The sequence below is a fragment of the Frankia sp. Mgl5 genome (assembly GCF_023242985.1).
In the GTDB taxonomy this organism is placed as follows: Bacteria; Actinomycetota; Actinomycetes; order Frankiales; family Frankiaceae; genus Parafrankia; species Parafrankia soli.
On record NZ_JALKFY010000605.1, the window covers coordinates 78,935 to 103,121 of the forward strand.

Here is a 24,187-nt window from a genome sequence, read left to right on the forward strand (position 1 = left end):
TCGTGCGTCGTGCGAATGGGTAGCGTGCGGAGGGTGAGCGCAGACGACCTGCCGACCGGCCAGGTCACGGGCACTACCGCGGAGCCGGCAGCCGCGGGGCCGGGAGCCGCGGCTGTGGCGCCTCGGCCGCGGTCGGCGCAGGACCCACCGAACGACCATGCGGTGCTGACCAGCCGGCCCCCGCGCACCGAGCTGCCCGGGGAGACCCAGCCGGACGCGGAGACCCAGCCGGACGCGGAGACCATGACCGCTGCGGAGACCGAGCCGAGCGCGGAGGCGGAGCCCGCCGCGGAGGCGGAGCCCGCCGCGGAGGCGGAGCCGGGTGAACAGACCGTGCCCGCCCAGCGGACCGATTACCCATCTCGGGCCGAGCCGGCGCGGCTGATCGCCCGGTTCCGCCGGGCCCGGGACTGGACCGTCGCGGCCTCGTACCAGTTCTTCCTGGCCGGGACACTCCTGGCCGTCGCCGTCGGTGCCGTGCTGCGGTTCGCCACCCCGAGCCACCTGTGGCTCGACGAGTCGCTCACCGTCGGCATCGCGTCCCGGCCGGTGCCGGACCTGCTGCAGGCGCTGCGTCACGACGGGTCACCCCCCCTGTACTACCTGCTCCTGCACGTCTGGATCAGCGTGTTCGGTGACGGGGACATCGCCGTCCGGGCGCTGTCGGGCGTGCTCTCCCTCGCCACACTCCCGCTGGCCTGGCTCGCCGGGCGGTACGTGGGCCGGGCGGCGACCGCCCTCGGCAACGGCGGGCCGTCGGCCGAGCAGCGGGTCGGGCTCGCCGCGCTCCTGCTGTTCGCCTGCTCGCCGTACGCGATCCGCTACGGCAGCGAGACGCGGATGTACTCGCTGGTCGTCCTGCTCGTGCTGGTGTTCGGCTTCGCCGCCGTCCGGGCGCTGAACCGGCCGGACCTGCCACGGCTCGCCGCGCTGACGCTGGCGACCGCCGCCCTGGTCTACACGCACTACTGGACGTTCCTGGTGGTGTTCACCGTGGCGGCGTTCCTGCTCCTGCAGGCGCGGCGGCGGGAGCACTACCGCCGCCCGGCGCTGCGGGCGTTCGTCGCGATGGCCGCCTCGGCGGTGCTGTTCGCGCCCTGGATGCCGGTGTTCCTCTTCCAGATGCTGCACACGGGGACACCCTGGGCGCCCCGGGTGCAGGCCCAGGTGCTGCTCGACACGGTCTTCGACTGGGCCGGCCCGCAGTCGACCGGCGCGCTGCTGGGCATCATCCTGCTCGGCGGGGCGCTGATCGGGCTGACGGCCCGTCCGCTCGGCGGGGAGCTGCACGTCAAGATCTCCGGGCGGGCGCCGGGCAGGTACCTCGCCGCGATCTGGCTCGCGCCGCTGGTGCTGGCGTACTTCGTCAACATGTTCGGCGGCAGCGCCTACGCGGAGCGCTACACCGGGATCGCGCTGCCCGCCTGCCTGCTGCTCGCGGCACTCGGGATAGCGCAACTGCCGGTGCACCGGGCGTTCGTGGCGGTGGTCGTGGTCGCCTCGATCAGCGGCCTGCTCGGTGGGTACCAGCTCGCCCGGACGGAGCGGACCCAGGCGGGCGAGATCGCCAACCGGATCGCCGACCTCGCCCGGCCGGGGGACGTCGTCGCCTACTGCCCGGACCAGCTCGGCCCGGCCGTGCACCGGGCGATCCAGCGCCGGGGCGGCATCGACGTCCGGGAGATCGTCTACGCGGACGAGGCCGGGCCGGCGCTGGTCGACTGGGTCGACTACGCCGACCGGATGAAACGCGCGAACGGTGCGGCCTTCGCGGTCGAGGTCAACGACCTGGCCGGGCCCGACCACGCCGTCCTGCTCGTCCGGGCGGACGGGTACCGCTTTCTGGAGGGCGCGTGCGCGGTGCTCTCCGACCAGCTGGCGTCCCTGCGGGACCGGGCGTTGCAGGTCGAGAAGCGCGATCTTTACGAGGGTGCCTCCCTCGAGCGGTTCTCCACCCTGCGCTGAGGCGGGGCCGCCGCGCCCGCGGCCACCGCCAGCACGAGCAGCCCCATCGGCAGCGTGTAGTGGTTGAAGAAGGTCTGCTTGTTCATGACGTCGAGAGCGAGGAGGACCAGCGCAGACCCCGCGCAGAACCCTGCCGCCCCGCCGCGGGCTCGCCAGGCCAGCAGGTAGGCCGCGCCCAGCACGACGGCGGTCGCACCGAAGCCGAGGGTGATCCCGAAATGGTGCGCCCAGCCGGGTATGGACAGCGAGTGGTCCAGCACCTCGTAGCCGAGGTTGGTGCGCACGGCGTCGTCGACGAAGTCGCCCGGAGCCGCGATGACCCAGGGCGCGACGACGGCCACCCCCAGACCGGCGGCAGCCAGGGTGCGGCGCGGGCCGAACGCCGGCCAGCAGGCCGCGAGCGGGACCAGCAACGCCACGTGCTGCTTGCTCGCGAGGGCCAGCGCGAACGCGACGACAGCCGGCGCCGTCCGGCCCGCGGCGACCGCCCAGACCATCACCGCGAGCAGCGCGACCAGCAGCGGCTCGGTCCAGGACTGCTGCAGCGCGTACATGGACTCCGGTAACACGACGACGAGCAGCGGGAGCAGACCGGCGGCCACCGCCGCCAGGGCGAGCGCGGCCAGCAGCCCGTAGCGGACGTCCCCCAGCACCCACCGGAACGGCGCGAGCAGCAGGGACGTCCCCGGCAGGTACGGGTAGACGTCGAACAGCCCGCCGGCGGTGTAGCTGGCCCGATCCGGCGCCCACCGCTGGCGGTACATGTTCGTGCCCCGGGCCAGCCCGGAGGTGGAGACCTGGAGGAGATGGAACACGTCGATCCGCGGCTGCGGGGCGGCCGCGACAGTCGCGACACCCGCCGCGAGCGCGAGGCCGAGCACGGCCCAGAACACCCGGCCGCCCGCCGCCCGCCCGTGTGCGGGCCCGTACGCCCACCGTCCGCCGGGTGGCACGGCGCAGCGCAGGAGCGTCAGGCCGGCGAGCAGACCGGCGGCGGCGGCCAGCACGTCCGCGGCGGTCGCGGCCGGGCCGTGGGCGTAGTAGCGCGGGTGCCGCAGGATCGGCCCGGCGGCGACCACGATCCCGCACGAGGCGCAGGCCAGCCGAACGCCCGCGGCCCGCGGCGGAAGGCCCCGCGGCCGGCCGCGGCCGGCCCGGGCCCGCGGGCCACCCCAGCCACCCCGGCCGCTCGGCACGGCAACGGCGACGGCGACGGCCACCGCGAGACACCCCAGGAGCACCATGACCAGGGCGAGCGGGCTGTACCGGCCGTCGGAGAGGCTGATCCCCACGGCGACCCCACACCAGCCCAGCAGGAGCGCCACCGTGCCGGGCGAGGCCCCCGCCACGCCCCCGGCGCCTGATGCGCGGGCCGGCGCGGTGGTCCCCCCGGGAGGGTGGTCGCGCGACCGGCCCGGCTCGGCCGACTTCGACTCCGGGGAGTCGGGTAGGGCGCAGGACATGCCCGCACGATGCCAGAGCGGCCGTCACGCCGGCCCGCGCGCACCCCGCCGGCGGCCAGGTCGGCGCCAACGGGCCACATGCGGGCACGGTGACGGGACGCCATACGCCGAACCCGGCGAGGCGTCCGCGCCGGGGGGTCCGGTGAAGCGACGGTAACTGTCATGCGAGACTGCCCCCCGAGGCCGGATGCGAAGGTTCCGGCACCGGGAGGGGTCCTGCCAGTCGCGGGCGCGAAATCTCGCCGCGCGCACACCCCCCTACAGACCACGGACGTTGTCGTTGAGGAGAGGTCCGGCACAGTGACCGAAAAGCCAGAGGTAGTCGTCATCGGAGCCGGGCCGGCCGGTCTCTCCGCCGGCTGGGAGCTGATGAAGCGGGAGATCCCCGTGACGATTATCGAGGGTGACTCGGTGGTCGGCGGAATCAGCCGTACGGCCCAGCGGGACGGATGGCGTTTCGACATCGGGGGCCACCGTTTCTTCACCAAGGTCCCCGAGGTCGAGAAGCTGTGGCACGAGATCCTGCCGGACGAGGACTTCCTGCTCCGGCCGCGGTCGAGCCGCATCTACTACAACGGCAAGTTCTTCGACTACCCACTGAAGGCCGGTAACGCCCTCGGCGGGCTCGGGGTCGCCGAGGCGGCACGCTGCATCGGCTCGTACGCGCTGGCGAAGCTGCGCCCGCCGAAGGACCAGTCGAACTACGAGAACTGGCTGGTCGCCCGGTTCGGCTGGCGGCTCTACCGCACCTTCTTCAAGACCTACACCGAGAAGCTCTGGGGTGTGAAGGTCAGCGACATGCCGTCCGACTGGGCGGCCCAGCGCATCAAGAGCCTCTCGCTGATGAACGCCATCACCAACGCGGTGCTGCCCAAGCGCAACCAGACGGACATCACCTCTCTCATCGAGGAGTTCCAGTACCCGAAGTTCGGGCCGGGAATGATGTGGGAGACGGCTGCGGACAAGATCGTCAAGCAGGGCGGTCGGATCGTCTTCGAGGAGAAGGTCCGCAAGATCCACCACGAGAACGGCCGCGCGACCGGTGTCACGACAGTGGTCACCGGCGGCTACGGGCCGGGCGCCGGCGCGCCGGAGTCGTCCCGGGATGACCTCGGCACCGAGTACCAGTACACCGGCGACCACTTCATCTCCTCGATGTCGTTCTCGTCGCTGGTGCGCGTGATGGACCCGCCGGTCCCGGCACGCGTCCTGGCCGCCGCGAACGCCCTGAAGTACCGCGACTTCCTCACCGTCGCGCTGGTCGTTCCCAAATCGGCCGGATTCCCGGACAACTGGATCTACATCCACGCTCCGGACGTCAAGGTCGGCCGCATCCAGAACTTCGCGTCCTGGTCGCCGTTCCTGGTGAAGGACGGCCGGACCTGTCTCGGCCTGGAGTACTTCGTCTTCGAGGGCGACGAGATGTGGAACTCCTCGGACGAGGAGCTGATCGCGCTCGGCACCAAGGAGCTGGCCAAGCTGGGCCTCGTCCAGGCGGACCAGGTCGAGCGCGGCTATGTCGTGCGGATGCCCAAGGCGTACCCGTACTACGACATGGACTACAAGAAGAACGTCGACATCATCCGCGGCTGGCTCGAGGACTACGCTCCCAACGTCCACCCCGTCGGCCGTAACGGAATGCACCGCTACAACAACCAGGACCACTCGATGCTCACCGCGATGCTCACCGTCGAGAACATCATCGACGGGAAGAGCCACGACGTGTGGGAGGTCAACGTCGAGGAGGACTACCACGAGGAGGTCTCCTCCCCGGGCCGGTCGTAGTGGGGCCGGCCTCCCGGCCCTGACACCCGCCGTCCGCCGCCCTCTCCCGCTCCGCGTCGCGACCCTCCGCCCCGTCCCACGCCCACCCGGCGCGGGACGGGCGGGCGGCGGGGGCGGTGGCCGCGCGGTCCCCGACTCCACGGATCCGGAGCGGGTCGTCCCAGACAGTGCACTGTTCCAGGAACATGCCGTTTCGACAGCGCTCCGTCCCCTGAGCGTCCCGGAGCGTGTGGTCCCGGCCCGGCCGGCACGGCCGCCGCGGGACCGGTCAAGACCAGGCTTCACCCGTGGACGTGTCCGCGTTCACCTGCAGCAACGGGCGCGAACACGCGCCGGGCGTCCGCACCCGCGGACCTCGCCGTCGCAGTCGTGCCCCCGGTACCGAAGGGACTGACCGTGACCGACGTCGCGGTGCGGCCGGCGGAACACACCCCCGAGCCGGTCGACAGGGTCGGAGCTCGGCCCGACCGCGAGCACCGGATCTTCCGGGGCGCGCTGGTGCTGATCATCGCCGCGGCGGTGGTGGTGCGTTTCATCGCACGCCAGCCGCTGTGGCTCGACGAGGCACAGAGCGTGGCGATCGCCCGCCTGCCACTGTCCGGCGCGGCGCCCACCATGTGGGACGGGCTCCTCCAGGACGGCTCGCCGCCCCTTTACTACATCCTGCTGCACCTGTGGATCAGCGTCTTCGGCGAGGGCACCGCGTCGGTGCGCGGGATGTCCGCCGTCATCAACCTGGGCTCCGCGGTGCCGGTGTTCTATCTCGGACGCCGGCTCGTCGGCGACCGCGGCGCGAAGGTCGCGGTGGTGCTGTACCTCACCTCGCCGTTCGCACTGTACTTCGGCACCGAGACCCGGATGTACAGCCTGATCGTGCTGCTCACGGCGCTCGGCGGGCTGGCCCTGGAGCGGGTGCTGCGGGTGCCGTCGGTGAAGAACATGGTGCTGCTGGCCGTGGCGTCGGGATGCCTGGCCCTGACCCACTACTGGTGTCTCTACCTGTTGGTGACCGTGGGTGCGTGGCTGGTCGGGCTCGTCGTCGTCCGGCCCCGGGTGGCGGCGGCGCGGGCCGCCCGCCGCGGCCGCGGCGGGCGGGCCGGGGCACACTCGCGTGGCGGGCGCCGTCCGGCCGGGCCGGCGCCGGCGGGCGCGTCCGAGCAGCCCACGGCCGCGCCCGAGCTGCTCGCCGACGCCGCCGGCGGCGCGCGGCGGGCCGTGCCCACCTGGCACCCCCGCGGCCCGCTCGCCGGAATCATCGGGATCATCGCCGGCGGCCTGGTGTTCGCTCCGTGGCTGCCGAACTTCCGCTCCCAGCTCGCCCACACCGGGACGCCCTGGGGCGAGCCGGCGAGCTTCGCCGCCGTCAGCCACGCGTACGGGCAGTGGGCCGGTGGGCCGACCACACTCGGCCGGCTGTTGCTGTTCCTGATCACCGGCCTGGTCGCCGCCGGGATCGCCGGCCGTCCGCTGGGCGGGCGGTTCGTCCTGCTCGACCTGAAGGGCCTCGAGCCGGGCCGCACGCTGTTCCTCCTGGCCACCGGGACGCTGATCGTCGCCGTGGCGGCCGGCAAGCTGGTGGGCAACGCGTGGGCCGACCGGTACACCGCGACGGCGTTCGTCCCGTTCCTGCTCGTGGTGGGACTGGGCGCGACGATGCTGGCCGACCGCCGGGTGTTCCACGGCGTGGTCGCGGTCGCGGCGCTCGTCGGTGTCATCGCCGGGACGAGCGACGTCCGGCGGGAACGGTCCCAGGCCGGCGAGGCCGCGGCCGTCCTCACCCGGCTGTCCAGGCCGGGCGACATCCTGCTGGTGTGCCCGGACCAGTTGGGGCCGGGCCTCGCGCGCACCGTGCCGTCCTGGCTCAAGGTGTACGTGGTGCCGACCTACGCCGCCCCGGACCGGGTCGACTGGGTCGACTACGAGGAGCGCAACGAGTCCGCCAACGGCGTGGCGATCGCCCAGCGGGCGATCGCGGAGGCCGGGACGAACACCGTGTTCATGGCCGGCTCCGGCGCCTACCGGACCTACGAGGAGCTGTGCACCCAGGTCCGGGCGACGCTGCAGACGCAGCGGCCGGTGGCCGACGAGGTGATGGAGCAGGGTCTGCCGGCACGGGTCTACGAGAACTACGCCCTGCTGCGGTTCCGGGCGTCGTGACCACCCCGCGCGGCTGGCACCCGGGCGGACGTCGACCGGATCCGGGCCGGCGCGAGCCCGCTCCGGGCGAGGCGGACGCCGCTGGCCCGCCGCACCCGGAGGGGGGCCCGGCGGCGTTGCCCGCCGTGCTCCCGCCAGGGCCGGCGGCACCCCCACCGGGGCCGGTCGGGAGCGGCGACGGCCCCCGCATCGGCCCGGTCTACCTCGCCGGGCCGGCGTACGAGGCCTCGTCCGGCGCGGCGGAACCCACACGGCCCGCCGAGCCCACCGCGCCACCCACACACCCCGTACCGCCCGCGTACTCCGCACCGTTCTCGCCGCCGCCCGCGCACTCCGTCCCGCCGGCGGCGCACCGGGCGGACGCGCCGACCTCCGGGAGCTCCTGGTTCGCGCCGGGACGTCCCAGCTACCCGGCGCTGCACCTGCCCACCCCGTCGACGCCGACCCCCGCCCCGCCGGAGCCGGGCCAGTCGCCGGAGCCGGCGTCCGCGGGACCGCCGATCGCGGACGAGCCAGCGGCGAGTCCGTGGACAGCGAGTCCGTGGGCGGCAGCTCCGCCGGCACCACACCCCCCGGCACCACACCCGCAGGCACTGGACCCGCTGGGACCGGGCCCACAGGCGACGGCATGGGTACCGGACTCATGGGCCCCTGACCGGTGGACGCCTGACCGGTGGTCCCCGCGGCCGTCGGAGCCGTCCGAGCCGTCGGCTCCGATCACCGAGCCGTCGGCTCCGACACCGCTGACAGCGGCACCGGCACCGGCACCGGCACCGGCAGCCCCGGAACCGCTCGAGACTGCTACGGGGCCGGCCCTCGATCCGGTCGGGCGAACCGGCCCGCTCCAGGAACGCCTCTACGCCCGCGGCAGCCGGCGCAGGTCCGCGCGCGGCCCGGACGGCGCCACCGACGGCCGGCCGGCGACATCCGCGGGCACGTCGACCCAGGCCCAGGCGGCCATGGCCTGGGCGCAGCGCTGGTACCTGCGGGACGTGCTCATCGCCTGGATCGCGGCGCGGGCCGTGGTGGGCGCGGCGCTGGCGCTGACCAGGTTCGTCGCGGACACCGTCGCCGGTGACAACGGGGCCACGCTGGACACCACCGATCTGCTCGGCTGGGACGCCGGCTGGTACCTCAACATCGCCGACAACGGCTACGACGCGGCCGGCGCCGAGAGCCGCCGCTTCTTCCCGCTGCTCCCCCTGCTGGTCCGGCTCTTCACCGCCCTGCCCGGCCTGGGCGGCCACGGCGGCCAGGTGCTGCTCGTCCTGGTGAACCTGATCGCTGTCATGTTCGCCCTCGCTCTGGTCGGCATCGCGCGGGTCGAGGGGTTCGACGACGACACGGTGCGACGGGTGATCTGGATCTCCGCGCTGGCCCCCCCGGCGTTCGTCCTGGTGATGGGCTACGCGGAGGCCCTGGCGGGGCTGCTGGCCGTCACGGCGTTCCTGGGCGCGCGGACGCGGCGCTGGGAGCTGGCGGTGGTCGCCGGCCTGCTCGGCGGCCTGTGCCGGCCGCTGGGCCTGCTTCTCGCCGTCCCCGTCGCGATCGAGGCCGCGCGGGGGCTGCCGCTACCCCTGGCCCGGCGTCTCGGCGCCCCACCACCGAACCGCCTTGGTGCCCCGCAGCCGGACCGTCTCGGTCCGGCTGAGCCGGAAGACCTCGGTGCCCCGTCGGCACCACACGCCGCCGCACGGGAGGCGCTCGCGCGGCTGTGCGCGGTCGCCGCGCCCGTGGCCGGGGCGGGGATCTACCTGCTGTGGTCGGCGGCCGTCCACGGCGACGGCCTCGCTCCGTTGACCATGCAGCGGGACGCGGCCCGCCACGGCAGCACGGCCAATCCGCTGCTGACCGTCATCGACGCGGCGAAGGGCGCCCTGCACGGCGAGCTCGGCACCGCGCTGCACGTTCCCTGGCTGCTGCTGGCGCTCGTCGCGCTGGTCGTCATGGCCCGTGCCCTGCCGGTGTCCTACTCCGTGTGGTCGGCCCTGGTGCTCGCCGCGGTGCTGACGGGCAGCAACCTCGACTCGTCGGAGCGATACCTGTACGGGGCTTTCCCGTTCCTGCTCGTCGCCGCGCTGGTGACGGCACGGCGCGAGGTGTGGATGCTGGTGATCACCGTCTCGACCGCGGCGATGACCGTGTACGCGACACTGGCGTTCACGCTGTCCTACGTTCCCTGACCGTTCCCGCGTTCCCTGACCGGTTCCGCGTTCGCTGACCGGTTCCGCCTCGTCCAAGCCGGGCCCGCGGCTGATGATGGCTTGTGCTCGATGAGCCGTTACGCCAAGGTTTCCCCACGGGACACCCGTCGTTCGCCAAGGTGGGCGCGGGTTCGCGGGACAGGTCCGCGCCCGCGCGAGCCGGCTGGCGGCCGGATGACGGCCGCCGGACGAAGCCGCGCGGGGGCGGCAGGGCGGCCGGCACACCGGGCCGGCGACCAGGAGGTGCATGCGCCTTGGCCGACAGGGAGCTCGAGTACCAGCGGCTGACGATGCCGCCGGGCACCGACCGCCGGACCGCGGTCGCGATCCTCACCCTGCACGCCGAGTTCGGGGACTGGGAGCTCGAACGCTCCCGCATCTACCCCGATGGGACCCGCCGAGTGGTGCTACGCCGGCGGCGCCGTCCGGGCGGTCTGCCGGGATATCTCCCGACCTGACGCTCGTCGTTGGCTGTCCGGAAAGGCCTGCCTGACGCCGTCGGCCACCAGCCCGGCCCGGATAGACACAACACTTCAGGACGAGTGTGCCGCCGGCCGTCCGGAAGGCCGCGCGTCGTGACGTGAGTATCAACACGATCTCCCCCCGGCTTCACGGCGGAAGATGGAGAGGCGGACGGACCGTGCACCACTTCCGTCAGACACCCATCGGCACGTGGGGAGCGATTGTGACCGCTACGAGCGACGAACACCAAAAGCACCGGGTCGTGATCATCGGCTCGGGTTTCGGCGGGTTGTTCGCCGCGCAGGCCCTGCGGCGCGAGCCCGTCGAGGTGACTGTCGTCGCGAAGACCACACATCACCTGTTCCAACCGCTGCTGTACCAGGTCGCGACGGGCATCCTGTCCGAGGGGGAGATCGCCCCGACCACGCGTGAGGTACTGCGCCGCCAGGAGAACGTGAAGGTGGAACTCGGCGAGGTCGTGTCCATTGACCTCGCGACGAAGTCCGTGACGTCCAACCTGCTCGGGCGCACGGACGTACAGCACTATGACAGTCTCATCGTCGCGGCCGGCGCCGGTCAGTCCTATTTCGGCAACGACCACTTCGCCGAGCACGCACCCGGTATGAAGAGCATCGACGACGCGCTGGAGCTGCGCGGGCGCATCTTCGGCGCGTTCGAGGTGGCCGAGACGACACCCGATCCGGCCGACGCCGCGCGTTACATGACGTTCGTCGTCGTCGGCGCCGGGCCGACCGGTGTGGAGATGGCCGGGCAGATCGCCGAGCTGTCGCACCGCACGCTTCGGCAGGATTTCCGGCGCATCGACACGACGAAGGCGCGGATCATCCTCCTCGACGCCGCCCCGTCGGTGCTCGGCACGTTCGGCGAGAAACTGGCCGCCAAGGCCACTTCCAAGCTGGAGAAGCTCGGCGTCGAGATCCAGCTCGGGGCCAGGGTCGTCAACGTCGACTCCCGCGGCATCGACGTCGAGGACTCCGACGGCACGCGCCGCCGGATCGAGTCGGTCTGCAAGATCTGGGCCGCCGGGGTCGCGGCCAGCCCGCTCGGCAAGCAGCTCGCCGAGCAGTCCGGCGCGGTCCTCGACCGGGCGGGCCGCATCCAGGTGCAGCCCGACCTGACGCTGCCCGGGCACCCCGAGGTGTTCGTCGTCGGTGACATGGCCACCCTCGACCGGCTGCCCGGTGTGGCCCAGGTCGCGATCCAGGGCGGCAAGTACGCCGCGAAGACGATCAGCACCCGGCTGCGCGGTGGTCCGCCGATGCGGAACTTCGAGTACAAGGACAAGGGCAGCATGGCCACGATCTCGCGCTTCAGCGCCGTGGCCAGCATCAAGGGCGTCCAGCTCAGCGGGTTCGTCGCCTGGCTGATGTGGCTCGCCGTGCACCTCGTCTACATCATCGGGTTCAAGCACCGGGTGACGACCCTGCTGCACTGGACGGTCAGCTTCATCGGCCGGGGCCGCTCCGAGCGGACGGTGACCACACAGCAGATCTTCGCCCGGTCAGCACTGCAACGGCTGGGCGAGGGCTTCATGCCGACGCTGCCCGACGACTGGGCCTCCCGAGGCCCCTCGGCGGCGACCCGGCCGGCGGGGCAGCCTGGCGCCGTTCCGAAGGCCCGCAAGGCGCCGGCCGGCAACCCGGCGCCGGGCGCCGAGTCGGCCCATCTCGGTCCGGACGGCGCCGCGTCGGGCAGCGCCTCCACCGGCACCGCCTGATCCCGGGGTCCACCCCGACCGCACGGCCCGTCCGCATCCCCCGTCCGCACCGCCTGACCTCCCGGCCCGTGCGCGCGGCTCACGAACCGGCCCGGACCATCAGGTCCGGGCCGGTTCGCGCGTCAGGCCGGTTCGCCAGCCGGGCTGGTTCGCCTGGCAGAGCGGTTCGCACGCCGGCGCGGGTCAGCTCCCGTCAGGAGGCCTTCCATCAGGAGGCGGCGAGGAAACGGTCCAGGACGCGGACCCCGAACCGCAGGGCGTCGACGGGCACCCGCTCGTCCACGCCGTGGAACATGCCGGCGAAGTCGAGGTCCGGCGGGAGCAGCAGCGGGGAGAACCCGAAGCAGCGGATACCGAGCCGGGAGAACGACTTCGCGTCGGTACCGCCCGAGAGCATGTACGGGACGGCCCGGGCGGCCGGGTCCTCCGCGCGCAGCGCCGAGGCCATCGCGTCCACCAGTGGGCCGTCGAACCCGGTCTCCAGCGCCTGGTCGTTCACCACCCACTCACGCCGGACCTCCGGCCCGAGCAGCTCGTCGACCTGGCGCAGGAACTCCTCCTCCTGCCCGGGCAGGTAGCGCCCGTCGACGTAGGCCACGGCCTCGCCGGGGATCACGTTGACCTTGTGTCCGGCGGCGAGCTGCGTGGGGTTCGCCGTGTTGCGGATCGTCGCCCCGATCATGCGCGCGATCGGGCCGAGCTTCGCGATCGTGGTCTCCAGGTCGTCCGCGGGGAGCTCGATGCCCAGCGCCTCGCCGATCGAGTCGAGAAAGACGCGCACGGTCGGGGTCACCACGATCGGGAACTGGTGCCGACCGAGCCGGGCGACCGCCTCGCACAACTTGGTCACCGCGTTGTCCTCGCTGATCATCGACCCGTGGCCGGCCCGGCCGGCGACGGTCAGCTTCATCCAGGCGATGCCCTTCTGCGCCGTCTCGATCAGGTACAGCCGCAGGTCGTCCGAGACGGTGTAGGAGAACCCGCCGACCTCGCTGATCGCCTCGGTGCAGTCGGCGAAGTGGTCGGGATGGTTGTCCACCAGCCACCGCGCGCCGAGGGTGCCGCCGGCCTCCTCGTCCGCGACGAAGGCGACGACGAGATCACGGGGCGGACGCCGGCCCGACCGGACCATGTCGCGCACGACGGCGAGCGTCATCGCGTCCATGTCCTTCATGTCGATGGCGCCGCGCCCCCACAGGCAGCCGTCGGCCTCCTCGCCCGAGAAGGGATGCACGCGCCACTCGGACGGGTCGGCGGGCACGACGTCCAGGTGGCCGTGGATGAGCAGCGGGGAGCGGGACGGGTCGGTGCCCTCCACCCTGGTCACGACGCTCGTGCGGCCGGGCGCGGACTCGAGCAGCACCGGCTCCAGCCCGACCTCGGCCAGCCTGGTGGCCACGTACTCGGCGATGGGCCGCTCGTGGCCGTCGCCGTTCCCGCGGTTCACCGACTCGAAGCGCAGCAGGTCCCGACACAGATCCACGACCTCGGACTCGGCGGCGGACGGGACGGCCGGCCGCCCCGTCCTCGCCGCGAGTGGGTCCCCCGCGGCCGCGGCGGCGAGGGCGTCAGTGGGATCATGGGGCGCGTTTGCCATGTCTCCAGTCTGCCCCGCGCGGCATGCGGTCGCCGGGGCGGGGACGTAGCGTCGAAGCTGCGCGTTGCCGGCCGGTTTCAGGTCCAACAACGACCGATCACCCGGTAGGAGGACCAGCCATGACGCTGTACCAGTGCCCACGCGACGACCTGGGGTGCACCGCCGTCTTCCCAACCACCGGCGACCTCGACCACCACCTCCGCGCGCGGCACGGGTACGGGCGGGTGTGGCGGCTGACGTCGAGCCTGAGCCGTGTGACGGTGCTGCCCGTCGGGCCGAAGGCGGAGCGCCGGGTGCCCGGTGGGCGGGCGGACCACGGCGGCCCGTCGGCGCGGGCGGGCTCGGCCGGCCGGCGTGGAGGCGCCCGCACGAGCGGCTAGCCAGCGGCGGTGGGACGGGCGCGACGGCCAGCATCGCACCGGCGTTCGGCCGGTACCGGACAGGCGTTGGACCGGTGTCGGCGCGCCGAGCGGCCCGATGCGGCGGGCGGTCCCGGGCGGCACAGTGGAACCGCGCACGCCGCGTCCGGTGGCCCGGACCTGCGCTGCGCACGGCCACCCGGGCGCGGGTCGCTCCACCGGCGCCCGCCCGCCGCCGCGTCCCCTGGGGAGCCGGGAACTCCCCAGGGGAATCGCATGGTCACCATCGGTCGAGCCGTCGCGCCCCACCTTCCTTCACCGTCGAGCCCCGCCCGGGATGTCCGCCATCCGACGCAAGGCTGGCCGGTCCGGCGATTCCGCCGAGCTGTATCTTCCGGAAGCCACAACATCGCCCGGGCGTGCCAACCCGAGCGCCGGTATCCGGATGGAGAACGCCGATGACCACGCCAGGACAGCCGCCCAGCTACGGCGAGGGCTATCCCGGCCAGGGCCAACCCGGTCCGGACCTCTCGAAGAACACCGGTTACGGACCGCCACCCGGCGGATACCCGCCCGGCCAGCCCGACCCCGGCTACGGGCCTCCGACCGGCGGGTTCCCCTCTGGCCAGCCGGAACCCGGTTACGGCCCGCCGCCGGGATACCCGCCCCCGCCGGGCTACGCGCCCGGGTACGGGCCGCCGCCCGGGTACCCCGGCGGCTACGGGCCGGGTGGTTTCGACCAGTCCGCGCCCTTCGGCCGGCACCCGATCACCGGTGAGCCCTACTCGGACAAGCAGAAGATCGTCGCCGGCCTGCTACAGATCTTCGCCGGCTGTTTCGGCGTCGGACGCTTCTACCTCGGCAGCACGGGCATCGCGGTGGCCCAGCTCCTCACCTGCGGCGGCCTGGGCGTCTGGGCGCTGGTGGACGGCGTGATGATACTCACGGGCAACGTCCGCGACCAGTACGGCCGTCCGCTGCGGGACTGACCGCCACGCGGGCCGGCGCCCGCCGACCGGAGGCGAGAGGGAACGGCATGGCCACGACCGGACCGTGGGCCTCCCGCGTCCGGCGGCGGCTGGTGCTGGCGGGTGCCGGTTGCTGCCTGCTCGCCGGGCTCGGCTACCTGGCCGGCACCGACCCGCACGACCCGTCGTCCGTGATGCCGCGGTGCCCGGTCCGGGCGGTCACCGGGCTGGACTGCCCGGCCTGCGGTGGGCTGCGCCTCACCTACGACCTGCTGCACGGCATGCCGGCCGCGGCCGCCCGCGACAACCTGTTCCTCCTGGTGTGCTCCCCGCTGCTGGTCGCCCTCGTCGTCCGGCAGGCCCGCGCGTTCGACCGTGGTCACCCCGCGCCGCTGCCGCGTCCGCTGGCGTACGGGCTCGCCGGCGCGGCGCTGGCCTGGATGGCGGTGCGCAACCTGCCCGGATGGCCGCTCAGCCCGACCTCGGTCTGAGCCCGGATCCCCGGTGTGGGGCTCCGGTGGTGAGTCGCGCCACGTTCTGCCAGGTTGTTACCCATGGTCTCCGGTGACCCGACCGCCCCGGCAGCATCGACGTCGACAGTCCCGGCCCCGGCCCGGGGGCTGCCCGAGGCCTGGCTGTTCCTCCCCCAGCTGCGGATGGACTTCCCCCGGCTGCTGGACCGGGTACGGGCGGCGGAGGCGACCGGGTTCGACGGCGTCGCGTTCATGGATCACCTGGCCCCGCCAGGACTGCCCGCCGGCGACAGCTTCGACGCGATGACGACCGCGACGGCCGCGCTGGCGGTCACCAGCCGGCTGCGGGTCGGCCATCTGGTGCTGTGCGCGTCGTTCCGCCATCCGGCGGTGCTCGCGAAGGAGGCCGTCAGCCTCGACCATCTCTCCGGCGGGCGCTTCGAGCTGGGCCTGGGCTGGGGTTCCACGCCGGCCGAGCTCGAGCGGTTCGGCCTGCCGGTCGAGGACAACCCGACCCGCGCCGCCCGGCTCGCCGAGTACCTGGAGGTGCTCGGCGCCCTGTTCGGCGGCGAGGAGGTGACGCACGAGGGCCGCTTCTTCACCCTGCGCGGGGCGTTGCAGCACCCGGTGCCGGTCAACGGGCGGATCCCGCTGCTGCTGGGCGGTGCCGGCCGGAAGCTGACAATGCCCATGGTCGCCCGGCACGCCGACTGGTGGAACTGCCCGACCTACGGGCTGCGCGACCTCGCCGAGCTGCGTCCCCTCGCCGGCGGCGCGCGGCTGTCGACCCAGCACCCGGTCGGTTTCGCGGCGAGCGGCGCGGAGCTGGACGACGTCACGGCGGTGGCCCGGAAGCGTTTCGGGAACTGGGGCGGGTTGGTGGTCGGGACCCCGGACACACTCGCCGAGCACTTCGGTGAGCTGGCGGCCCTTGGCGTCGAGCGTTTCTACCTGCAGTTCACCGACTTCGCGACGCCCGAGACGATCGAGGCGTTCGCCCGCGACGTCCTGCCCGCCGTGCGCCAGGTCGCGACGACCGCCCGCGGCTGACCGGCGTCGCCCGTCAGGGCTGACACCTGGACAGGGCCGGATGCGGACCGTCGGCCCCGCCCGCGAGCCCGGCCGGGACGGGCTCATCCGCGCCGGGTTCACCTGCGTCGGGCACCGCTGCACGGCGGCGCACGGCCCACACCGTGACGCCGACCGCCACCAACGCCAGGACGGCACCCAGCGCCTCCGTGGGCAGCCCAACCAGCTTGAGGCCACTGAGGGACACCACCACCACGACCGCCGGGCGGATGATCCGGCTGGTGGACGTTCCTGCCGAGACCCGGGCTCCGAGGTAGACCCCGGGCAGGGAGCCCAGGAGCAGTGAGCCGGTCAGCCCGAGCTGGAAGTCACCGAAGATCAGGTGCCCGAGTGACGCCGCGGCGACCAGCGGGACCGCCTGGGCGAGATCGGTGCCGACGAGCTGGGAGCCCCGGATGGACGGGTACAGCCAGAGCAGCAGCACGATGATCAGCGAGCCCGAGCCGACCGAGGTCATGCCGACGACCAGGCCGCCGACCACGCCGATGGCCAGGGTCGGCAGCGGCCGGACGGTGATCGCGGCGGCATCCGCGGCGCCGGGCCCCCGGCGGCGGTCGATCTCCGCCTTCGCCAGCATCGCCAGCGCGGCGACGATCAGGATGGCCCCCATCGTGACCTTGATCCTGTCCTGCACCGCGGCCCCGTCGCCCAACGCGCGCAGCACCAGCACACCGCAGAACCCGGCGGGCACCGAGCCGAGCACGAGCCATCCGACCAGCCCGCGGTGGACGGTGCCCCGGCGCAGGTGGACCGTCGCACCCACGGGCTTCATCACGGCCGAGGCTACGAGATCACTTGAGACGGCGGCCAGCGGCTGCACGCCGAACAGCAGCACCAGGATCGGCGTCATCAGCGCGCCGCCGCCCATGCCGGTCAGCCCCACCACGAACCCCACGAGTAACCCGGCCAGCGTCACCAGCGGATCGACATCCATCAGACCACCTTCCCGACAGGCACGATAGGCATCGTCGGCTTGGTGGGTCGAGTGACTCCGGCCCGACCCGGGCGGCCACAGCCCGGTAACCGTCGCGGGGGGAGAGATCGGCCCATGCCCGACGGCGGGCACCGGTGGTGATCGACAGCGCGGCTCCAGCGTCGCGCCCGACCCGACACCCGGCTGCCCGACAACGCCCGTCGAAATACAGACCACCGCCACGAAAACCCATTCGCGGCAACACGGCGACTGATTCCACCGCCACCAACACGACCCGGAATCAGCCGTCGTCAAATCTCCATAATTTCACGGCACCTAGATTCTTTGTTTAGGAGGATCGCCGGGTGGCGAGACCCTTTTTTGGGTGCGGGGCAGCCGCACGCCGATACCGGCAATGGGGGAATGATGGGAAAGTCCGTGCCACGTAGGATCCTCGCGCTGGTCGCCACCGGCGCCGCCGCCGTGACCCTGGGCCTCGGCCCGGGTGCCGGCGCCGCGCAGGCCTTCACCGACTGGGACGACAAGGGATGCCACCACGAGCAGCGCTGGGACGACAAGGACTGGGGGAGCAAGGACTGGAACGACAAGGACTGCTGGAAGCACGACAAGTGGGACAAGGACGGGTGGCGGAAGCACGACAAGTGGGACAAGGACGAGTGGCGGAAGGACGACAAGTGGGACAAGGACGGGTGGCGGAAGGACCACCGGAAGAAAGATGACTGGGACTGGGACTGGGAGTGGTGATCAGACGAACCGTCGACTGAACCACTTATCCGGTCGTTCAACACGACCATCGGACGACAGCGCCGGGGAATAGAATGACTCGCGACACGCCACTTTCCACCATCGCGAACCACAGTTCCCCGGCGCGCCTCCCTTTTCTCCGGCACCGGGCTTCCCCACGCCGCGCACCCGGGCCGGGACAACTACGGGTTCAGCTGACGAGCTCGCCGACGCCCCAGGTCGCGGCCATCGCGACGGCCGCACCGAGCTCGACGAGCAGCCCGACACCGAAGGCGACGACAGCGGCCCAGGTCGAGGCGGTGGCTCGCCGGGCGTCGCGCAGGCGGGTGAGCTCCGCGAGGTAGATGCCCGCGAGCCCGCCGACGAGCAGGCCGAGAACCGGCACCACGAAGAAGCCGATGACGGCGCAGACCGCGCCGATGAGCATCGTCGAGAACGGCGCGCCGGCGGCCGACGCGGCCCGGCCCGGCAGCACGTACTTGGCCAGCGCACCGGCGACGAACAGTGCGCTCATGACCGCGAGCACCGCCCAGCGGCCCGCGCCGCCGCCGTCCGCGATCGTCCACCACACGCCGGCGCCCCAGACGAGGAGCAGGCCGGGCATCACCGGCACGACCACACCGACGACACCGACCGCCATCACCAGCGCCACAGCGAGCAGCTCGACACCGCTCATGGCGACGACCTCCCGGTACCCGACATCCTGATGCCCGACATCCTGATGCCCGGCGGCATGATGCCCGGCTTGCGCGGCTGGCATGCTCCGCCCGAAAATACCCGCCCCGCCGGTGTCACGCGGGGGCCTCGGTGACCTGCCCGGCATCCACGCTCAGGCGCCGGGTCACCCGCACGGCCTCCAGCAGCCGCCGATCGTGGGTGACCAGCAGCAGCGTCCCCTCGAACCCCTCGACGGCCTGCTCAAGCTGCTCGATCGCGGGCAGGTCGAGGTGGTTCGTCGGTTCGTCGAGGACCAGGCAGTTCACTCCGGCGCCCTGCAGGAGCGCGAGCGCCGCCCTGGTCCGCTCGCCGGGCGACAGGGACGACGCGGGCCTGGTCATCTGGTCCGGGCCCAGCCCGAACTTCGCGAACAGCGTCCGGACGTCGGCCGGGGAGGAACCGGTCGCCGCCTCGGCGACGTCGGCCGCCGTCGACTCGCCGCGGAAGTGGGTGCGCGCCTGGTCGACCTCGCCGAGGAGCACGCCGGAGCCGAGCGAGTGCCGGCCGGCGGTCAGCGGCTGGCGGCCGAGCAGCGCTGCCAGCAGCGTGCTCTTCCCGCCACCGTTGCGGCCGGTGATCACGATCCGGTCCGCCCAGGCGACCGTGAGGTCGACCGGGCCGAGCTGGAACCCGGACCGCTCGACGACGGCACCGTCCAGCGTGGCCACCACATCGCCCGACCGGGGGGCGGCGGCGATCGACATGCGCAGCTGCCATTCCTTGCGCGGCTCGACCACCGCCTCGTCGCCGCGCTCCATCCGGTCGAGCTGGGTCTGCAGAGTGCGGACCCGTCCGGCGCTCTTGGTGGCGGCCTCGATCCGTGCGCCGCGCGCCGAGCGGTCCGAGTCCGGCGACCGGCGCTTCGCCCGGACGGCCCCGCGCACCGACTGCTCACGCTGGCGCTGGACCTGCTCCACCAGCCCGGCCCGCCGGTCGGCGTAACGCTCGAAGCGCTCGCGGGCCTGGCGCCGGGCCAGGCCCCGGGCCTCCAGGTAGGCGTCCCAGCCGCCGGCGTACCGGGTGACGCCGTGCTGATGCTGGTCGATCTCGGCGACGGCGTCGATGGACCGGTCGAGGAACTCCCGGTCGTGGCTGACCACCACCAGCGCGCCCGACATCTGCTCGACGTACCGCTCGAGCCGCTCCAGACCGTCGAAGTCCAGGTCGTTGGTCGGCTCGTCGAGCAGGGTGATGTCGAAGCGGGACAGCAGGATGCTCGCGAGCGAGCCGCGCGCGGCCTGGCCGCCGGACAGCGTCGCCGTCGGGCGGTCCAGTGCCGCGGCGGGCAGCCCGAGATCGGCGATGACCTGCTCGGCGCGGACGTCCAGGTCGGCGGCGCCGATCGCCAGCCACCGCTCCAGCGCCAGGCTGTACCCGTCGTCCGCGCCGGCGACGCCGACCGTCAGGTCCTCGGTCGCGGCGTCCAGCGCCTGCTGGGCCGCCGCGACGCCGGTGCGCCGGGCGAGGTACTCGCGCAGCGTCTCGTCGTGGCGCCGGTCGGGCTCCTGGGGCAGCAGCCCGACCAGGGCGGTGGGCGGCGAGAGCTCGACCCGTCCACCGTCGAGCCGTACCAGGCCGGCCAGGGCCCGCAGCAGCGTCGACTTGCCGACGCCGTTCGGCCCGACCACACCGAGGCGATCACCGGGGGCGACGGTCAGGGACACCCCTTCGAGGACGACGGTGCCGCCCCGCAGCACGGTCAGATCGGTGGCGACGAGAGTGGCGGACATGTGTCCAGTGTCCCTGGCCGGGAATGTGTCCCGCTCGACCGTTCACCGCCCCACACCGTCGTGACCAGGAGTCGCCGACCTATCGGCAACAGGTGACGTCCACTGGACTCCGCGACAAATAACTTACCTAAAGTAGTTGAACATGCCCTTTAGGTTATCTGGACATACGATGGCCCCGCAATGGGTCGGACCGGCGCCGGATCACCCCCGGTAGGACTGGACGCCGGTTCAGCGCGATCGGAGGTTCGCCCACCCCCGGGTTCCTCCGGATCCCCGCGCGAGCGTTCGGACGGTTCAGCTATGGACGGCGCACCTCAGGGTGAGACTTCCACCCGTTCGGAGTGTCGAACCACGACCCACGCACGGTGTCGGGCATTTGGGACAGCCACCGCACCGCGGGTGCCGCCACTGCCCGAACACACGCAGAATAGGCTGATCAGGCCTAGTATCGCCCGATCCTGGCCACTGCGACGGCCACTGCCCCGCCGCGCGCCCGCGCACACGCCGGGGCAGGCGGCGCCAGCCGAGCGGCACGCGGGCCCGCATTCCTCGGGGGAGGCCCACACCGGTGACCAGAAGGCGGGCAGCGGCCTGGAACGGCCCGTGCGGGGACAGCACGCCGGACCGGGCCGCGCGGAAAGAGACGACGCGGGAAGGGACCGCACGGAACCAGTTCGCACGGGTCACGCGGAACGGGACGGCACGGGACCGGACGGCGCGAAGCGGGGCCACGCGGAACCCTGCGGCGCGGAGCGGGGCGGCGCGGAGCGGGGCGGAGAGATGATCGTCGACCGGGACGTCGTCGCGGCGGCCCTGCCCGGCTACGCTCTCGCGGCGGAGCTCGGCCGCGGCTCCTCCGGCGTCGTGCTGGCCGCCCAGGACGACGCGCACCGCCGCGTCGCGGTGAAGGTCATGCCGCTCGCTGCCGACGAGGACGCCACCTTCGGCGTGACCGGCGTCCTGCGGCCCGCCTCAGCCGTCGCGCTCGACGCCGAGTCCGAGGCGCTCCTTCTGGCCGGCCTGGACCATCCGCACCTCGTCCGCGTGTACCGTTACACCGCCCACGCGGGCCTGGCCCTGATCGTCATGGAACTCCTCGACGGTGGCAGCCTGCGAGTGCGGGCGACCACCGGCCTCTCGCTGGAGGCCGCCTGCGCCATGGCGCTCGTCACCGCGGCGGCCCTGGAGCACGTGCACGCCCGGGACATCCTCCATCGCGACGTCAAGCCCGAGAACATCCTGTTCACCGCGGAGGGAGTGCCGAAGCTGACGGACTTCGGCATCGCCCACACGCTGCGGGTGACACCGAGGGCGCCTGGTCCCGGTGCCCTGTGGGGTGTGGGTGCTCTGGGCGGTACTGGCGGTACAGGCGCTCCGGGTGGCACGGGGGGGCTGGGCGGCGTCGGCGGGCTGGGCGGTGTCAATGGTCCGGGCGGTCCGCCGGGCTCGGCGATCGGCACCCCGCGCTACATGGCTCCCGAACAGTTCACCCTGAGCCCGCTGAGCCCCGCGACCGACGTCTACGGGCTCGGGGTCGTCCTGTACGAGCTGCTGGCCCGCCGACCGCTCTTCCTCGTCCGGCCCGCGACCAGCGACGCGTGGGCCCGCCACCACCTCACCGTCACGCCACGCCCGCTGGCCGGGATCCCTGAGCCCGTCGCCCGGGTCGTCGAGCAGGCACTCGCCAAGGATCCGGACCGCCGGCCGCAGACCGCCCGCTCGTTCGCGCTCAGCCTGGCCGGGGCGATGGCCCGCGCCCGCGGCCCCGGCTGGCTCACCCGGGCCGGCATCCCGACGTTCCTCGACGACGAGGTCCGGGCGGCGGCCACCGGACCGAGCACGCCGTCCCGGACCTCCGGGACGAACCGGCGCCCCGACCCAACCGGCGACGATCACGGCCTCGAGGTCATCCTGGACAGCCCGTCACCGGCGGTGGCCGGTGACGGGCCCGGTGATCACGCCGACGACCAGCAGACCCCGGACCAGCCCACGGCGGCCGAGCCCACAGCCGATCAGCCCACGACGGGCCACCTCACCACGGGGGCGCCGGCGGCGAACACAAACCGCACCGGCGGCACCGCGGCGGATCCGGAGGCCAGTCGGGACAGCGGTACCGACCCGGCGGCGGCCGGTCCCCCGATGGCCGGCCCGGTCGCCGGCGAGGCGTCCACCGACGTCCTCACCAAAGATCAGGACACCGCCGCCGCTGCCGCCGGCCTCAGTCCCGTCACCAGCCCAATCAGCACCGCCAGCCCCACCGACCCCACAGACCCGGTCAGCACTCCCGGCCCAGGCAGTACCGGCGGTGCCGTCGGCACCGTCGGCACGGTCCGCACCGCAGGCGACGCCGGTGATGGCACCGGCGTCGACGTTCGCGCCGACAGTGCCAGCGGATCGGATCCGCGCCGGCGAACCAGCCTTCCGCCGGCCCGGGTCTGGGCCCTCGCCGTGCTGGCGCTGGTACTGGTACTGGCGGTGCTGATCGCCGTCCTGATCGCGATGCCGGGGTGACAGCTGGCCCGCCCCCCGGCGCGGCGCGGCGCCTCCGGCCGACGGCGCGGCCCCGCGACGCGCTCGGCCGGCCTCTCCCCCACGGAGCCGCCGGGGTCCCACCGTTGCCGGACGACCTCCCCGCGTCACCGCGCGCGGCGCTGAGAGCCGCGCAGGACCTGCTGGACGCCGGTCTGTACTTCCAGGCACACGAGGTCCTCGAACAGGCGTGGAAGGCCGCTCCGGCGGCCGAGCGAGGCCTGTGGCGAGGCCTGACACAGGTCGTGGTCGGGCTGGTCCACGCGGCCCGCGGCAACACCCGCGGGGCGACGGCCCTGCTGCGACGCGGGCTGACCGAGCTGGTCCCCCGCCTGTGCGAACCCACCGCGGACGGGGGCCTGGCCGGTGACGGCCCATGCCCCGGCCACGCGCGACGGGAAGCCCTGGACTCCCCCACCGGTGACCGGCAGCCCACGCCGGACGGCTGGCGGGCCCACGGTGTGAACCTGCCAGGTGTCGTGCGGTGGGCCGAGGACCTGCTCCGCCGGCTCGAGAAGCCGGGAGCGCAGGCCGGCGGAGTTCCACCGCCCCCGCGCCTCGTCACCCAGGGACACGACTGAACCCCCACCGAGCGCCTGGCGGACGGGCCCGGCCCAGCGGACGACGTCCGCCGGCGGACCCGGCCGGCGTCCCGCCAGGCTTCCCCGCCCCCGTCCGGGCGGCCATGTCGGGCGAGGACCACATTCGCGTGTTAGCGCGTGTTTGTCGCCCAGGGCGCCGGGTACCAGACTTTTGACGGCGCGGGGCGAAAAAGCACCTCCGGTCGGCAAATCACCCGGACGCACTTCTCGACGGATGCACTTCATGCCAGAAATGTGCGCGACGGCACCCCGGTAACGGGTTTCACCTCACAACGAAGGCGGTCAACGTGCTCTGGTTCATCATCAGCATGATCGTTCTCGGTCTCATCGCGGGCGCCGTGGCGAGGCTGGTCGTCCCCGGGCGCGACCCGATGGGAATCCCGGGAACCGTTCTGCTCGGCATTGTCGGGTCCTTCATCGGTGGTCTCCTCGGCTACGTGCTGTTCGGGCATGACCTGAGCGAGGGCGCGCTGCAGCCGTCCGGGATCATCGGTTCGATCATCGGCGCCATCGTCGCCCTGCTGGTCTGGCGTGCGGTGCACAGCCGGGGCCGCACCTCCGTTCGGCACTGACCCTTCACCGCCGACCGAGCAGCCCCCACGGTGACGGCCGGGCGCGTCCCCGGGCTCGCCCCGCCGGCACGCGGGCGGGGGCGGGCGCCGCGGGCGGCG

At 73.3% G+C, this 24,187-nt stretch carries 19 protein-coding genes; 14 read left to right on the top strand and 5 right to left on the bottom strand.

Going from position 1 to position 24,187, the window contains the following annotated elements:
* Nucleotides 1-15 precede the first annotated feature (15 nt).
* Nucleotides 16-1,965, top strand: a complete 1,950-nt coding sequence (locus MXD62_RS11575) for a glycosyltransferase family 39 protein (RefSeq protein ID WP_248829305.1) — start codon at nt 16-18, stop codon at nt 1,963-1,965.
* On the opposite strand, the gene MXD62_RS11580 is transcribed toward MXD62_RS11575, so the two are convergent.
* Nucleotides 1,923-3,314 (bottom strand): glycosyltransferase, encoded by a 1,392-nt coding sequence (locus tag MXD62_RS11580; protein ID WP_248829293.1) that lies wholly within the window; start codon nt 3,312-3,314, stop codon nt 1,923-1,925. The two genes, MXD62_RS11575 and MXD62_RS11580, sit on opposite strands and share 43 nt — an antisense overlap.
* Nucleotides 3,315-3,728: 414 nt before the next feature.
* On the opposite strand from MXD62_RS11580, the gene MXD62_RS11585 reads away from it, so the two are divergent.
* The 5 genes from MXD62_RS11585 (at nt 3,729) to MXD62_RS11605 (ending at nt 11,774) form a co-directional block, all read left to right on the top strand.
* Nucleotides 3,729-5,213 carry an NAD(P)/FAD-dependent oxidoreductase gene (locus MXD62_RS11585; RefSeq protein WP_248829294.1) on the top strand — a complete coding sequence of 495 codons (1,485 nt, stop codon included), beginning with the start codon at nt 3,729-3,731 and terminating at the stop codon, nt 5,211-5,213.
* A gap of 396 nt (nt 5,214-5,609) precedes the next feature.
* Entirely contained in the window at nt 5,610-7,370 is a 1,761-nt protein-coding gene (locus tag MXD62_RS11590) for a glycosyltransferase family 39 protein (RefSeq protein WP_248829295.1), read from the top strand.
* Nucleotides 7,367-9,553 (top strand): mannosyltransferase family protein, encoded by a 2,187-nt coding sequence (locus tag MXD62_RS39705; protein ID WP_248829296.1) that lies wholly within the window; start codon nt 7,367-7,369, stop codon nt 9,551-9,553. Before MXD62_RS11590 ends, MXD62_RS39705 begins: the two co-directional genes overlap by 4 nt.
* A gap of 275 nt (nt 9,554-9,828) precedes the next feature.
* Complete coding sequence (locus MXD62_RS11600; protein WP_018499906.1) at nt 9,829-10,032, top strand: DUF5703 family protein; 204 nt, start codon at nt 9,829-9,831, stop codon at nt 10,030-10,032.
* Nucleotides 10,033-10,259: 227 nt separating this feature from the next.
* Nucleotides 10,260-11,774: an NAD(P)/FAD-dependent oxidoreductase gene (locus tag MXD62_RS11605; RefSeq protein ID WP_020462384.1), complete on the top strand. Its 1,515-nt coding sequence runs from the start codon at nt 10,260-10,262 to the stop codon at nt 11,772-11,774.
* Nucleotides 11,775-11,982: 208 nt separating this feature from the next.
* Here the strand turns inward: MXD62_RS11605 and MXD62_RS11610 are convergent, their stop codons facing one another.
* A complete protein-coding gene (locus tag MXD62_RS11610) occupies nt 11,983-13,371 on the bottom strand; it encodes a M20/M25/M40 family metallo-hydrolase (RefSeq protein WP_020462385.1) in 1,389 nt (462 codons plus the stop codon).
* 119 nt (nt 13,372-13,490) lie between these two features.
* Between MXD62_RS11610 and MXD62_RS11615 the strand changes: the two genes are divergently transcribed.
* From MXD62_RS11615 to MXD62_RS11630, 4 genes are all read left to right on the top strand, one after another.
* Entirely contained in the window at nt 13,491-13,751 is a 261-nt protein-coding gene (locus MXD62_RS11615) for a hypothetical protein (RefSeq protein ID WP_248829297.1), read from the top strand.
* A gap of 437 nt (nt 13,752-14,188) precedes the next feature.
* On the top strand, nt 14,189-14,719 hold the full coding sequence (locus MXD62_RS11620; protein WP_020462386.1) for a TM2 domain-containing protein: 531 nt from the start codon (nt 14,189-14,191) through the stop codon (nt 14,717-14,719).
* Nucleotides 14,720-14,766: 47 nt separating this feature from the next.
* Entirely contained in the window at nt 14,767-15,189 is a 423-nt protein-coding gene (locus MXD62_RS11625; RefSeq protein WP_071063592.1) for a DUF2752 domain-containing protein, read from the top strand.
* Nucleotides 15,190-15,252: 63 nt separating this feature from the next.
* A complete protein-coding gene (locus MXD62_RS11630) occupies nt 15,253-16,221 on the top strand; it encodes an LLM class flavin-dependent oxidoreductase (protein ID WP_248829298.1) in 969 nt (322 codons plus the stop codon).
* A 13-nt stretch (nt 16,222-16,234) separates the two neighbouring features.
* On the opposite strand, the gene MXD62_RS11635 is transcribed toward MXD62_RS11630, so the two are convergent.
* Entirely contained in the window at nt 16,235-17,194 is a 960-nt protein-coding gene (locus MXD62_RS11635) for a sulfite exporter TauE/SafE family protein (RefSeq protein WP_248829299.1), read from the bottom strand.
* Nucleotides 17,195-17,611: 417 nt separating this feature from the next.
* Between MXD62_RS11635 and MXD62_RS11640 the strand changes: the two genes are divergently transcribed.
* A complete protein-coding gene (locus MXD62_RS11640; protein ID WP_308301238.1) occupies nt 17,612-17,938 on the top strand; it encodes a hypothetical protein in 327 nt (108 codons plus the stop codon).
* A gap of 190 nt (nt 17,939-18,128) precedes the next feature.
* Here the strand turns inward: MXD62_RS11640 and MXD62_RS11645 are convergent, their stop codons facing one another.
* Together MXD62_RS11645 and MXD62_RS11650 are read right to left on the bottom strand one after the other, a co-directional pair.
* Nucleotides 18,129-18,614, bottom strand: a complete 486-nt coding sequence (locus MXD62_RS11645; protein WP_112106561.1) for a DUF456 domain-containing protein — start codon at nt 18,612-18,614, stop codon at nt 18,129-18,131.
* A gap of 115 nt (nt 18,615-18,729) precedes the next feature.
* Nucleotides 18,730-20,385 (bottom strand): ABC-F family ATP-binding cassette domain-containing protein, encoded by a 1,656-nt coding sequence (locus MXD62_RS11650; protein ID WP_248829300.1) that lies wholly within the window; start codon nt 20,383-20,385, stop codon nt 18,730-18,732.
* Between the two features lie 780 nt (nt 20,386-21,165).
* Between MXD62_RS11650 and MXD62_RS11655 the strand changes: the two genes are divergently transcribed.
* From MXD62_RS11655 to MXD62_RS11665, 3 genes are all read left to right on the top strand, one after another.
* Complete coding sequence (locus MXD62_RS11655) at nt 21,166-22,896, top strand: serine/threonine-protein kinase (RefSeq protein WP_248829301.1); 1,731 nt, start codon at nt 21,166-21,168, stop codon at nt 22,894-22,896.
* Nucleotides 22,897-23,000: 104 nt separating this feature from the next.
* Nucleotides 23,001-23,495: a DUF309 domain-containing protein gene (locus MXD62_RS11660; protein ID WP_248829302.1), complete on the top strand. Its 495-nt coding sequence runs from the start codon at nt 23,001-23,003 to the stop codon at nt 23,493-23,495.
* A 308-nt stretch (nt 23,496-23,803) separates the two neighbouring features.
* On the top strand, nt 23,804-24,088 hold the full coding sequence (locus tag MXD62_RS11665; protein ID WP_241831593.1) for a GlsB/YeaQ/YmgE family stress response membrane protein: 285 nt from the start codon (nt 23,804-23,806) through the stop codon (nt 24,086-24,088).
* Nucleotides 24,089-24,187 lie beyond the last annotated feature (99 nt).

Excerpts from the sequence above, each read along its gene's own strand:
- MXD62_RS11625 (WP_071063592.1), top strand. The coding sequence starts at position 14,767 with ATGGCCACGACCGGACCGTGGGCCTCCCGCGTCCGGCGGCGGCTGGTG.
- MXD62_RS11655 (WP_248829301.1), top strand. The coding sequence starts at position 21,166 with ATGATCGTCGACCGGGACGTCGTCGCGGCGGCCCTGCCCGGCTACGCT.
- MXD62_RS11615 (WP_248829297.1), top strand. The coding sequence starts at position 13,491 with ATGACGCTGTACCAGTGCCCACGCGACGACCTGGGGTGCACCGCCGTC.
- MXD62_RS11635 (WP_248829299.1), bottom strand. The coding sequence starts at position 17,194 with ATGGATGTCGATCCGCTGGTGACGCTGGCCGGGTTACTCGTGGGGTTC.
- MXD62_RS11630 (WP_248829298.1), top strand. The coding sequence starts at position 15,253 with ATGGTCTCCGGTGACCCGACCGCCCCGGCAGCATCGACGTCGACAGTC.
- MXD62_RS11645 (WP_112106561.1), bottom strand. The coding sequence starts at position 18,614 with ATGAGCGGTGTCGAGCTGCTCGCTGTGGCGCTGGTGATGGCGGTCGGT.
- MXD62_RS11620 (WP_020462386.1), top strand. The coding sequence starts at position 14,189 with ATGACCACGCCAGGACAGCCGCCCAGCTACGGCGAGGGCTATCCCGGC.
- MXD62_RS11575 (WP_248829305.1), top strand. The coding sequence starts at position 16 with ATGGGTAGCGTGCGGAGGGTGAGCGCAGACGACCTGCCGACCGGCCAG.
- MXD62_RS11650 (WP_248829300.1), bottom strand. The coding sequence starts at position 20,385 with ATGTCCGCCACTCTCGTCGCCACCGATCTGACCGTGCTGCGGGGCGGC.
- MXD62_RS11610 (WP_020462385.1), bottom strand. The coding sequence starts at position 13,371 with ATGGCAAACGCGCCCCATGATCCCACTGACGCCCTCGCCGCCGCGGCC.